Genomic DNA, 12,134 nt, shown 5'->3' on the forward strand with positions numbered 1-12,134 from the left:
CTATTCAGGCGAGGACGCCCAAGGCATGGCCAATGCGGTGTCACGGCTGCTTAATGCGACCGCGCTCAAGGCCGGCACCGTGCTGCGCGTCGGCCTCGAGGTCCGTGGCGACGTCGGCAAGATCGTTCGCACCAGCGTCTACGACCGCTCACAGCACATCCTGACCATCGCGCTCGACGACCGCGACCAGTTCGTTCCCGGCGATGAGCCAGAGCCGAACCCCGAGATCGCCACCGCTTTCGAGGACACGCCGACGGTGCCGACAACCTCGCGCGGCGCGCTGCCGACCGTTTATGACGGCATCTATCGGGCGGCCTATTCCTACGGCATGTCACAAGACATGACCAAAAAGCTGGTCCGGCTGCTGTCGTCCGACGTCGACTTCCAGTCGCGGCTCAATCCGTCAGACCGCATCGAGGTGTTCTTCTCGCAGCCCGATGGCGACGACAAGGCCTCGGCCGATTCCGAACTGCTTTATGTCTCGGCGAATTTCGGTGGCAACACGCGCAACTTCTACCGCTTCCAGATGGGCGACGGCGCAGTCGACTATTTCGACGAGGACGGCCGCAGCGCGCGCCAGTTCCTGCTGCGCAACCCGCTGCCCAACGGCAAGTTCCGCTCCGGTTTCGGCGGCCGCAAGCATCCGATCCTCGGCTACGTCAAGATGCACACCGGCGTCGACTGGGCCGCCCCCACCGGCACGCCGATCATCGCCTCGGGCAATGGTGTCGTCGAGAAGGCCGGCTGGGCCGGCGGCTACGGCAAGCAGACCATCATCCGCCACACCAATGGCTACGAGACGTCGTACAATCACCAGAGCCGCATCGCACCCGGCGTCGTCCCCGGCGCCCGCGTCCGTCAGGGCCAGGTCATCGGCTATGTCGGCACCACCGGCCTGTCGACCGGCGCGCATCTGCATTACGAGCTGATCGTCAACGGCACCAAAGTCGACCCGATGCGCGTGCGCCTGCCCACCGGCCGCGTGCTCAAGGGCGAGGAACTGGTCGCCTTCAAACGCGAGCGCGAGAGAATCGACGACCTGCTCAAGGACGAAAACAAGGACGCACTGAAGGTCGCGAGCACCGCCAAGGTCAGCGGCTAGAGTATCCGTGTTGGTCAAGGGAGGGATATGGACCATTTCAAGCAACTCCAGGAAAAATGCGCGGCGGTTTTCCCAGGAATTGCGTAACGACAACTAGGCTTTTTCCTGCCTTTTCCACGACGGCTGGGTGAACCAGGCGACGGCTGCCGCGACGAAGCACATCGCGGCCGCAATCGCCGCGATCGCCGCAAAGGCGCTGTTTGTCGCCGAAACCCGCAAGGCTTCCGCACCCGCGTCGAGCGGCGCAGCCACGTAAGCGCCGAACTCGACGCCCGGTGCAGCCGTTCCCAGGACATTCGCAAAGACCACACCTGCAACGGCACCAAGCGAGGCCACCGCCATCAGGCCGGCGGCCCGGGCGAGCGCGTTGTTGATGCCGGAGGCAAGCCCGGTGTCCTCCTCCGGTGTCGCCCGCATCACCGCCGCCGACACCGGCGAGACGACGATGGCCATGCCGAGGCCCTTGAGCAGCAGGATAGGGAACGTCACCTGCCAGAGCATCATCAGCGGCATTGTCAGCGCAAGGCCTGCATAAGAGATGCCGACGATTGCCGCACCCACGGTCAGCGGCCAGCGCGGGCCGATGGCGTCGGACAGCCGGCCCGAATAGCTCGACAAGCCTGCGATGAACAAGGACAGCGGCAGGAACAGCAGGCTCGCCTCCCATTCCTTGGCACCCCAGCCGGAAACGACGGTCATCGGCAGGAAGAACAGCACTGCATTGAAGGCGAAGAACAGGATCAACGTGTAGAGATTGGCGCCGGTGAAGGCACGTGAGGCGAACAGCTCGAGTTTGACCATCGGCGCCCGCGCCCACTTCTCCCAGACAATGAAGCCGGCGAAGATTGCACCCCCGACCGCGATCCACAGCCATGGCGAGACAGAACGAACGTCTGCGGGCAGGCCGAAGGCGGTCAGGCCCCAGGCCATCAGGCCGAGGCCGACGGTTGCCAGCATCGCACCTGCAATGTCGAGCCGACGCTTGGACGACGGCCGGTCCTGTGGCACCTTGCTGAGCAGCATGGTGAGGGCGACGAGCCCGATCGGTACGTTGATGGCGAAGATCAGCCGCCACATCCATTCGGCGCCGAAAGACAGCACCATGCCGCCGACGAACGGCCCCATCGCGGTTGTCAGCGACGAGAACGCCGCCCATTGGCCGATGGCCTTGCCGCGCGTCGCGTTGGGATAGGATTTGGCAATGATGGCGAGGCTGCCCGGCACCATCAGCGCGGCACCGATGCCTTGTGCCGCGCGCATGATGATCAGCATCTCGGCGTCGACAGCGAGCGCGCAGGCCGCCGAAGTGACCATGAACAGGATGATGCCGGCAGCAAAGATGTTGCGCACCCCAAAAACATCGCCGGCAGCGCCGCCGAGCAGCACCAGCGCCGACAAAAACAGCATGTACCCGTTGCTGATCCACTGTGCGTCGACGAGCGAGGCGCCGAGATCAGCCCGGATGACCGGCATCGCCAGCGACACCACCGAGCCGTCGATGAAGCCCATGCTGGAGGCAAGGATCGCCGAGATGAGCACATAGCGCCGCGCATCGGGCGGACAGAAGACGTGGCTGTTGTTGGCCGGGGTCGGTGCGGTGTCGGAAATGTCCATGGCTGGAGACTATGTGGGCAAGCTTTGCGCAGGAAGCGACCAGGGGGACGAATTCTGGAAGCCAGGCGACATGGGCTTGCCGTATCGTGGCGCTCGGCAGCAGGTCAAGCTCGTCATCCGGGCGAGCAAAACGAGGCCCGGGACCCTCTGCCCCCGTGGAAAAGCTCTCCCTCTTCGATCTCCAGCTCCCTGCGAATAGTTTCCACATAAGGAAACTTTCTCTTGCGCAGTCGAACTCGCTGCAATAGTTTCCGAGTATGGAAACTATCTGGAGCCCTGCAATGGCGCTGACGCTTTATTCCCACCCTCTCGCTGCCTTCTGCCACAAGGTGCTGATTGCGCTTTATGAGAATGGGACCGAATTTATCCCTGTGACAGTGGACCTCGGTGAACCGGAAGAGACGGCGGCGCTGGCGGCGAAATGGGCGGTGGGCAAGATTCCGGTGCTGCGCGACGACTTCCGCGATCGCACGGTGCCGGAGACCAGCATCATCATCGAATATCTCGATCGGCATTATCCCGGGCCGGCGCCGATGCTGCCGGCGGATGCCGAGCGCAGGCTTGACGCCAGGCTGTGGGACCGCTTCTTCGATCTTTATGTCAGCGTGCCGATGCAGAAGGTCGTCACCGACAGGATACGGCCCGAAGGCGGCAACGATCCGGTCGGCGTGGCCGATGCGCGGCGGACGCTCGACACCGCCTATGTGATGATAGAGCGCCAGTTGGCGGACAAGAACTGGGCGGCGGGCGAGGACTTCACCATTGCAGACTGCGCGGCGGCACCGGGCCTGTTTTACGCCTCGATCGTTCATCCCTTCGCCAGCGACCAGCACAATCTCGCCGCCTATTTCGAGCGGCTGATGGCGCGGCCGTCGGTGCGACGGACGGTCGGCGAAGCGCGGCCCTATTTCCGTTTCTTCCCCTATCGCGAACTGATGCCGGAGCGCTTCCTTCATGACTAGAGCGTTTCCGCTTTTCTTCGAATCGCGGAATCTCTCTATCTCTCTGTTTTCGAGCAATTCCGGACGCAGAACCGCTGCACACTTTTCCTGGAATTGCTCTGAGCACAGCAAGGGGACAGGCCGATGATCGAGGCACAACGACTGGACCGCGTTTTCACCGCCCTTGCCGACGCCGGCCGGCGCGGCATGGTCGAGCGGCTGAGCATGGGTCCGGCAACCGTCAAGCAGCTGGCCGAACCGCAAGGCATGCGGCTGCCCTCGGCGTTGAAACATCTGAAGGTGCTCGAGGACGGCGGCATCGTCGCCTCGCGCAAGGTCGGCCGGACCCGCACCTACACGATCGAACCCGCGGCACTGTCCGAGATAGACGACTGGGTGAGACAGCGGCAGACTGCGATGAACGAGGAATTCGACCGCCTTGTCCAGGCAATGAAGGATTTTCCCGGGGAGGAAGGTGAATGACCGACGTGGCACACAAGACCTTCGTCGTCGAGCGCAAGCTGCCGGCGTCGCCCAGGCACGCCTTCCGCTTCTGGTCGGACCAGGCGCTGAAGCGGGCGTGGAACGACTGCCATGCCGACTGGGTGACGCTTGAGGACAGTTTCGATTTTCGCGTCGGCGGCATCGAGGCCAAGCGCTGGCGTATGCCCGACGGTGCCGAGTTGGCATTCCGCGCCGACTACTTCGACATCGTGGCCGGCGAGCGCATCATTTATGGTTTCGAGATGAGCCATGGCGGCAAACGCATCTCTGCATCGCTGGCCACGATCCAGCTTTTGCCCGAAGCCGGCCAGACGCGGATGCGGTTCACCGAGCAGCTGGCTTTTCTCGGCACCGCCGAGGCGATGGCGGCGCGGATTTCGGGCACCGGAACTGGCTTCGACCGGCTGGTGGACATCCTCAGCAGGGAGACGGCGAGCGTACACTGAGTGCTCGTAGCCCGGCTGGCTCAGCTCGCTTCGAAGCCGGCGTGGTAGACGATCTCGCCGCGGGGGACGGCGTCGCCGAAGGCCAGCCGCTGGACATATTGCGGCGGCAGGCCGGCATAGGTGACGGCGGGGTCGGCGACGAAATCGAAACGGCTGTAATAGGCCGGGTCGCCGATGAGGACGCAGCCCTTGGCGCCCATCCCACGCAGCGCGTCGAGCCCGAGGCGGATCAGCGCCTGGCCGATGCCCTTGCCCTGGTTGTCGGGCCAGACCGACACCGGCCCGAGGCCATACCAGCCTGCGTCACCGCCGACGGTGACGGGCGAGAAGGCGACATGCCCAAGGATCTTGCCGCCGTCCTCGGCTATCAGCGACAGCGTCAGCGCACCGGCATCGCGCAAGGCATCGACGATCGCCGCTTCGGTCTGGCTCGAATGCGGGGCGTCCGCGAAGGCGGCACGGGTGAGCGCGCGGATCGTGTCGACGTCGGCCGGCTGTTCGGAACGGATGTACATCTCGCTACCTCGATTCTCCGGACACTTGTCGGCAGCCATGGCCCAAATGCAAGGCGCAAGTCAGGCCGGTACGTTGCCGGCCGTCAGGGATCGCAGCCCGGCGTCGAGTGCGACCGCATCGCCATGGTCGACACCGAACAGAACGTCGAGCAGCGGAAAAGTGCTGCGGTAGAAGGTGATGCGATCCCGCATCCCGGCGATGCCGGAATAATGCGGCGCCATCAGCGCGAGGACATCGTCGCCCAGCCCGGCCGACAGGCTGGCGAGATCATAGGCGGGATCGCCCGCCCCGCAGCCGGCGAAATCGATGACGCCTGAAACCCTGCCCTTGTCGACGAGGATGTTGCCGGTGCCGAAATCGCCATGCGTGATGGTGCGCGGAGCGTCGGGGACACGCCCTAGAAACCTGATGAAACTGTTGCGGATGGAATTGGCGACGGCAGCCGGCAGCAACGGCAGCGCCTTGGCTTCAAGCCGCTCAAGAAGATCGCGCCACTCGGCCATGGGGTCAGCGGGAGCGGCGTCCCTCAGCATGTCTTGTGGGAGCGCATGAAGCGCGCACAGGAACAGCGCGAGGTCTCGGGCCAGTTCCTGCGCCTGCGCAGCAGTCATTCCATCGAGCGACAGCAGCGGCTCGCCGGGCAGCTTGCGATGGACGGCGACGACATACGCGCCGACGTTTCTCAGCTCCGGCGCGGGCACCGGCACGGGAAGCATCGGCGCCAGGACGGCGAGCACGTCGGCCTCGCGGGCAAGATCGCGGCGCGCCTCGTCGTGCCGGGGTATCCGCACGATGACCTTGCCCGTATCGAAGATGCGGTTGTTCTGGCCGCTGTCGATGACGGTTGCGGACAGGAATTCGGGCTGATGCAGGGCCTCGGCGATTTCCCGAGCTGTCGGCTGGATCATCGAAAATCGTCCGTCGGCAATGAGCCGGAACCGTGTCGCCGCAGGTGGCAAAAGTTCCGAGCCGCGGAGGGTCTCTCCACGGCCATTGCGGCACTAGCGGAGCTACTCCATGAATTCGACCGGCACGCCTGCCTTGACGATCTTGGCGAGTTCGCGCGCGTCCCAGTTGGTCAGGCGCACGCAGCCATGGCTTTCGGTCTTGCCGATCTTGGAGGGATCCGGGGTGCCGTGGATGCCGTAGGTCGGCTTGTCCAGCGCGATCCAGACCGAACCGACAGGGCCGTTCGGGCCCGGCGGGATGGTCAGGACCTTGTTGTTTTCGCCCTGCTTGAAATTGATCTTGGGATTGTAGGTGTAGTTGGGGTCGAGCGCGACGCGCGACACCGCATGAATACCGGTCGGCGACGGCGTGTCGCCCGAGCCGATGGTCGCCGGATAGGCGGCGACGAGCTGGCCGGCCTCGTTGTAGGCGCGAACCTGCTTCAGCCCCTTGTCGGCAACGATGCGCGACACCGGCTTGTTCACCAGCTTGCCAAAATTGGCGACCTTCACGATGGTGCCCGGGCGGTTGAAATTGACGTCCGGATTGATCGCCTTGAGATAGTTCTCGTCCATGTGGAAACGCTCGGCGAGCATTTCGGTGACCGAGGTGAAGGCCATGCGCTCGAGCTGGGCCTTCTCGCTGTAGTCGGCCGGAACCGAGGCGATGTAAGGGCCGGCGGCGTCCTCCGGCGTGATGGTGTAGGAGCCGAAGGCGTCGCCGCCTGTTTCGGCAAGCGCCTGCTTGATGCCTTCGGCGTCAGTCGACTTCAGGCTGGCGCCGGTCATCTCGTTATAGGCGACAAGCGCCTTGTCGACGTTCGAACCGAAACGCCCGTCGATGACACCGGGCGAAGCGCCGAGGCGATCGAGAAGTATCTGCAGCGAAGCGACGTCCTCGCGGCCCTTGACCGCGATGGACGGCTCGAGCGGCCGATCGGTGATGCGCGGGTTGGCCGGCAGCGCCGGCTGGTCGTCCGGGCTCTGGAGCGGTTCGCGCGAAACGACACGCGGCCCGCTTGGCGCCTCGGGGAAGGCGTTGGGATCGCTGTTATAGTAGTCGTCACCATTGGGTTCGGCCGGAACGGCAAGCGCGTCGTCGCTGTAATAGCCGTCATCCGCCGGTCCGATCAGCACGTCGCCCTGGCGGTAGTCGCGGCGCAGCTCCTGGCGGCGCAGTTCGCGGCGCAAGGCCTGGCGGTTGAGGCGGCTCTCCGGCGGCTGCACGGCGATGACCTTGCCGGTGTAGGGATCGACGAGCACACGGTTGCCGCGGCTGTCGTAGAAGACCTCGACCTCGCTCTGGGCAAGCTGGAGCAGGTTCTGGCCAACCCGCACGCGTGGCGAGACGGGCTCGCCTGACGGCACGATCGCGGCCGCTGCCTGGAGCGCCGACAGGCCGGTGGCCATGGCCGAAAGCACAACGATCTTGCGCAACATGGTCGCCACATCTCTCCGAATCTCGGCCGCCCACAGGCCGGCCGCCGTGAATCACTGTTATCCACTGACATCCAATAACGATCTGCTAACCCTTCCAACATGAACGGGGCATGAAAATGACCGTGTTAGCAGGATTTTGAGGCCTTGGCAGACCGCGCGGCGCCTGAGAATCGCGGGTCAGGCGGGAAGGCCGAGCTGCTTGCGCATTGCCTTCGGCAGCTTGGCCGCGATCATCCGGTGGCTCTCGCCGATATAGTCGCGCAGCCCCTCGTCGTCCATGGTTTCGCCGTTCTGGCGCTGGATCCACTTCATGCCGCGCGAGGCAAGATAGGGCGCTGGCCGGAGACCGGGCTGCTCCTTCAAAATGTCGAATGCCATCTCGGACACCTTGAAGGTGACGGCGAGCCCGGCACCATCGCTCCACCCGGCGATGGCGAAGACCTTGCCGCCGACCTTCCAGACATGCGCCCCGCCCCACTGCACGACATGGGTCGTGTGTGGCAACGAGGCGCAGAAGCCGTTGTAATCGTCGAGTGTCATCGCAGCTCCCCCAGGCGGCCGATAAGAAAAAGCCCTCCCCAGGAAGGGGGAGGGCTTTTGTCGCTGCTCAGGCAGCCGCCTCTTCGCTCACCACCGTTGGCTTGGAGCGGAAGTTGAGCCGGTCCGAGCCCGAGGTGATCTTGACGGTCGAGCCGTCGAGAATGTCGCCCATCAGAATCTTCTCGGCGAGCGGGTCCTGCAGCTCCTTCTGGATGACGCGCTTGAGCGGGCGGGCGCCATAGGCCGGGTCGTACCCCTTGTTGGCGAGCCAGTCGATTGCGTCCTTGTCGAGCGACAGCGTGATCTTGCGATCGGACAGCAGCTTTTCGAGCCGCTTGAGCTGGATCTCGACGATCCGGCCCATGTCCTGGCGACGCAGGCGATGGAACAGGATGACCTCGTCGACACGATTCAGGAACTCCGGCCGGAACGACGCCTTGACCACGCCCATGACCTCGTCACGGACCTTGTCGACATCCTCGTCCTCGCCGAGCGCCACGAGATATTCGGCGCCGAGATTGGACGTCATGATGATCAGCGTGTTGCGGAAGTCGACGGTGCGGCCCTGACCATCGGTCAGGCGGCCATCGTCGAGCACCTGCAGCAGCACGTTGAAGACATCAGGATGCGCCTTTTCGATCTCGTCGAACAGCACGACCTGATAGGGCCTGCGCCGCACGGCCTCGGTCAGCGCCCCGCCCTCCTCGTAGCCGACATAGCCGGGAGGTGCGCCGATCAGCCGGGCAACGGAGTGCTTCTCCATGTACTCGGACATGTCGATACGCACCAGCGCATGCTCGTCGTCGAACAGATAGTCGGCGAGCGCTTTGGTGAGCTCGGTCTTGCCGACACCGGTCGGGCCCAAGAACATGAACGAGCCGATCGGCCGGTTCGGATCCTGCAGGCCGGCACGGGCACGGCGGACGGCCTTGGACACCGCCTGGACGGCTTCGCCCTGGCCGACGACGCGAACACCGATCTCGTCTTCCATCCGCAACAGCTTCTCGCGCTCGCCTTCGAGCATCTTGTCGACCGGGATGCCGGTCCAGCGCGAAACAACATGGCCGACATGGTCGGGCGTGACGGTCTCCTCGACCATCGTGCCGCGGCTTTCCTGCGCCTCGGCCTCGACGAGCTTCTTTTCGAGCTCGGGGATGCGGCCATAGGCAAGCTCGCCCGCCTTCTGGAACTCGCCCTTGCGCTGGGCGATGGCGAGTTCGTTGCGGGCTTCCTCGAGCTGGCCCTTGAGGTCGGCGGCGAGACCGAGTTTTTCCTTCTCGGCCATCCACTGGCTGGTCACCCTGGTCGACTCTTCCTCGAGCCCGGCCAGCTCCTTCTCGAGCCTTTCGAGCCGGTCGCGGGAGGCGTCGTCCTTTTCGAGCTTGAGCGCCTCGCGTTCGATCTTCAGCTGCATGATGCGGCGGTCGATCTCGTCGAGGGCTTCCGGCTTGGAATCGATCTGCATGCGCAGCCGCGAGCCGGCCTCGTCGACGAGGTCGATTGCCTTGTCGGGCAGGAAGCGGTCGGTGATGTAGCGGTTCGACAGCGTGGCAGCCGCGACCAGTGCCGAGTCCGAGATACGCACCTTGTGGTGCTGCTCGTATTTCTCCTTCAGGCCACGCAGGATCGAGATGGTGTCCTCGACCGTCGGCTCGGAAACGAACACGGGCTGGAAGCGACGAGCAAGGGCCGCGTCCTTTTCGACATGCTTGCGGTACTCATCAAGCGTGGTGGCACCAACGCAATGCAGCTCACCGCGCGCCAAGGCCGGTTTCAGCAGGTTGGACGCATCCATCGCGCCATCGGCCTTGCCGGCGCCGACGAGCGTGTGCATCTCGTCGATGAACAGGATGATCCCGCCGGCAGCCGCAGTGACTTCCGACAGAACGGCCTTCAGCCGCTCCTCGAACTCGCCGCGATACTTGGCGCCGGCAATCAGCGCGCCCATGTCGAGCGCCATCAGTTGCTTGTCCTTGAGGCTTTCGGGCACGTCGCCATTGACGATGCGCAGGGCCAATCCTTCGGCGATGGCGGTCTTGCCGACGCCCGGCTCACCGATCAGTACGGGATTGTTCTTGGTGCGCCGTGACAGCACCTGGATGGTGCGACGGATCTCGTCGTCGCGGCCAATGACCGGATCGAGTTTGCCGGCGCGGGCATCGGCGGTGAGGTCGCGCGCGTATTTCTTCAACGCGTCATAGCCCTGCTCGGCACTAGCCGAGTCGGCGGTGCGGCCCTTGCGGATATCGTTGATCGCAGCATTGAGCGCCTGCGCCGTGACACCTGCCTTGGCGAGGATGTCGGCGGTCTTGGCCGACTTCTCGACGGCAAGCGCAGTCAGCAGACGCTCGACGGTGACGAAGCTGTCGCCGGCCTTCTTGGCCAGGTCTTCTGCGGTCGAAAACACCTTGGCGAGCGGCTGCGCCAGATAGAGCTGGCCGCCGGCGCCCTCGACCTTCGGCATCGCCTTGATGGCGGCCTCGACGCCGAGCCTGACATCCCGGGCGTTACCGCCGGCGCGCTCGATCAGCGACGAGGCAAGGCCTTCGTCATCATCCATCAGCACCTTGAGGATGTGCTCGGGCGTGAACTGCTGGTGATTGTTGGAAAGCGCATAGGTCTGGGCCGACTGGATGAAGCCGCGGACGCGCTCGGAATACTTCTCAAGATTCATTCGGTGTCTCCATTCCGTACCGGCCCGCTTTGCGGCACCGGCCAGGTTCAAGGTGACGGACCCGCCCGACCGGGCCGGATCCAACTGAGGCTGATATGGTGCGTAGGACGATATACCTCAAGGCACACCTGGAGTGCTGGGCGTCATTTTTTGACGCCCAAATGATACGGGGTTTTCCGGAGTCTGCGCGTCGTGCGTTGCGAAAGCAAACCCGATTTGCGGGCCGGCACGCCTGGCCGACGTCAAAGCAAAAACGGCGGGATTTTCATCCCGCCGTTTTCAAATGGCTTGAAGCCCGTGGTTACGAAGGCGATCAGCCTTCGACGGCGGCAGGCTCGGCTGCCGGCGTATCGCCAGCTTCGCCCTGCACCTCGGTTGCGGCGCGCTCGCCACGGCGCGGACGACGGCCACGACGCGGTGCCGCGACAACTTCGCCCTCGGCAGCCTCAGTGGCAGGGGCAACTTCAGCAACGACGGCCTCGGTGACCACGACGTCAGGCTGCGGCTGTTCGACCACGGCGACGACGTCCGTCGGTGCAGTTTCGGCCTGCTGCTCCTGATGGCGCGGGCGGCGTTCGTTGCGGTTGGGACGACGTTCGCGGCGGCCTTCGCGCGGCTGGCCTTCGGCGGCTTCCGGATTGAGAGCGACCTCGGCCGGCGTGCCTTCGATGTCGGGCTGCGGGCCAGTGCCGTTGACGACCGGCTGCGGCTGAGGCTGCTGGACCTGGACCTCGGCAACGTTGTTACCGATGCTGTCCTCGTCGCGCTCGTCGTCCATGTCGGCGTCGAAGTCGTCGCGGCTCTGCTGCTGCTGCTGGATCGGCATCTGCGCCATGGCGGCGGCAATGATGCGATTATAGTGCTCTGCGTGCTGTAGGTAGTTCTCGGCCATCACGCGGTCGCCTGAGCTTTGCGCATCGCGCGCCAGCGTGGCGTATTTTTCGGCGATCTGCTGCGCGGAGCCGCGAATCTTAACGTCCGGACCGTTGCTCTCGTAGTTACGCGTAAGCGGGTTTGGACCCTTGCGGTTGTTATTGCCGTTGTTGTTATTATTGTTGTTATTATTGTTGTTATTCCGACCGCGCATGCGCCTATTCTGCTGTTGTGGCCTCATCAGATTCTCTTTGTGTTGAAGTATCCGAACGGGGGCACTTAGGCGGCCTGCCGTTTCGTATCTTTCCGCCGGTGATCGCCCGCAGCCTTGCTGCGTCGGCGCCACATGCCATCCTGTTTCGGTTCATGTCACTTGCCGGACGATCCCCGCACGAAGCTAGAGCGTCGTCTACGCAAGAAGGCAGCTAGTTTCGATGGAAACCGAATCTTGTAACAGCACTGCCTGCTTCGTCTCATCCGGTTGCCGGGAACCTAGCGGCATTCACTTTCCTTGCCAAGCGGTTTTTTGCAGTGCCC

The 12,134-nt window shown here is 64.2% G+C and carries 11 protein-coding genes (1 of these 11 running past the window's edge); 4 read left to right on the forward strand and 7 right to left on the reverse strand.

From position 1 onward, the window contains the following. Positions 1-1,102 carry the 3' portion of a M23 family metallopeptidase gene (locus Amn_RS23085; RefSeq protein ID WP_067957839.1) on the forward strand. The gene continues 869 nt to the left of window position 1, outside the view, so 1,102 of the gene's 1,971 nt are visible here — the last part of the coding sequence; its start codon lies off the left edge, out of view; its stop codon occupies positions 1,100-1,102. A gap of 93 nt (positions 1,103-1,195) precedes the next feature. Here the strand turns inward: Amn_RS23085 and Amn_RS23090 are convergent, their stop codons facing one another. Continuing rightward, on the reverse strand, positions 1,196-2,716 hold the full coding sequence (locus tag Amn_RS23090) for an MFS transporter (RefSeq protein ID WP_286292235.1): 1,521 nt from the start codon (positions 2,714-2,716) through the stop codon (positions 1,196-1,198). Between the two features lie 281 nt (positions 2,717-2,997). Between Amn_RS23090 and Amn_RS23095 the strand changes: the two genes are divergently transcribed. The 3 genes from Amn_RS23095 (at position 2,998) to Amn_RS23105 (ending at position 4,607) form a co-directional block, all read left to right on the forward strand. After that, positions 2,998-3,678, forward strand: a complete 681-nt coding sequence (locus tag Amn_RS23095; RefSeq protein WP_154386169.1) for a glutathione S-transferase family protein — start codon at positions 2,998-3,000, stop codon at positions 3,676-3,678. 123 nt (positions 3,679-3,801) lie between these two features. Continuing rightward, complete coding sequence (locus Amn_RS23100; protein ID WP_154386168.1) at positions 3,802-4,140, forward strand: ArsR/SmtB family transcription factor; 339 nt, start codon at positions 3,802-3,804, stop codon at positions 4,138-4,140. Then, positions 4,137-4,607 carry an SRPBCC family protein gene (locus tag Amn_RS23105; RefSeq protein ID WP_154386167.1) on the forward strand — a complete coding sequence of 157 codons (471 nt, stop codon included), beginning with the start codon at positions 4,137-4,139 and terminating at the stop codon, positions 4,605-4,607. The genes Amn_RS23100 and Amn_RS23105 overlap by 4 nt, the downstream gene beginning before the upstream one ends. A 20-nt stretch (positions 4,608-4,627) precedes the next feature. Here the strand turns inward: Amn_RS23105 and Amn_RS23110 are convergent, their stop codons facing one another. From Amn_RS23110 to Amn_RS23135, 6 genes are all read right to left on the reverse strand, one after another. Beyond that, on the reverse strand, positions 4,628-5,122 hold the full coding sequence (locus Amn_RS23110) for a GNAT family N-acetyltransferase (RefSeq protein WP_067957822.1): 495 nt from the start codon (positions 5,120-5,122) through the stop codon (positions 4,628-4,630). Between the two features lie 60 nt (positions 5,123-5,182). Continuing rightward, a complete protein-coding gene (locus Amn_RS23115; RefSeq protein ID WP_154386166.1) occupies positions 5,183-6,031 on the reverse strand; it encodes a phosphotransferase family protein in 849 nt (282 codons plus the stop codon). Positions 6,032-6,133: 102 nt separating this feature from the next. After that, the gene (locus Amn_RS23120) at positions 6,134-7,510 is read right to left on the reverse strand and encodes a L,D-transpeptidase family protein (RefSeq protein WP_067957813.1); all 1,377 of its coding nucleotides are present in this window, start codon (positions 7,508-7,510) and stop codon (positions 6,134-6,136) included. A 177-nt stretch (positions 7,511-7,687) separates the two neighbouring features. Continuing rightward, the gene (locus tag Amn_RS23125) at positions 7,688-8,050 is read right to left on the reverse strand and encodes an MmcQ/YjbR family DNA-binding protein (protein ID WP_154386165.1); all 363 of its coding nucleotides are present in this window, start codon (positions 8,048-8,050) and stop codon (positions 7,688-7,690) included. A 67-nt stretch (positions 8,051-8,117) separates the two neighbouring features. Beyond that, a complete protein-coding gene (gene clpB / locus Amn_RS23130) occupies positions 8,118-10,724 on the reverse strand; it encodes an ATP-dependent chaperone ClpB (RefSeq protein WP_067957806.1) in 2,607 nt (868 codons plus the stop codon). Positions 10,725-11,037: 313 nt separating this feature from the next. Beyond that, on the reverse strand, positions 11,038-11,811 hold the full coding sequence (locus Amn_RS23135; RefSeq protein WP_083948486.1) for a DUF4167 domain-containing protein: 774 nt from the start codon (positions 11,809-11,811) through the stop codon (positions 11,038-11,040). Positions 11,812-12,134 lie beyond the last annotated feature (323 nt).

It is taken from the genome of Aminobacter sp. Y103A (assembly GCF_030294925.1).
Taxonomy (GTDB): Bacteria; Pseudomonadota; Alphaproteobacteria; order Rhizobiales; family Rhizobiaceae; genus Aminobacter; species Aminobacter ciceronei.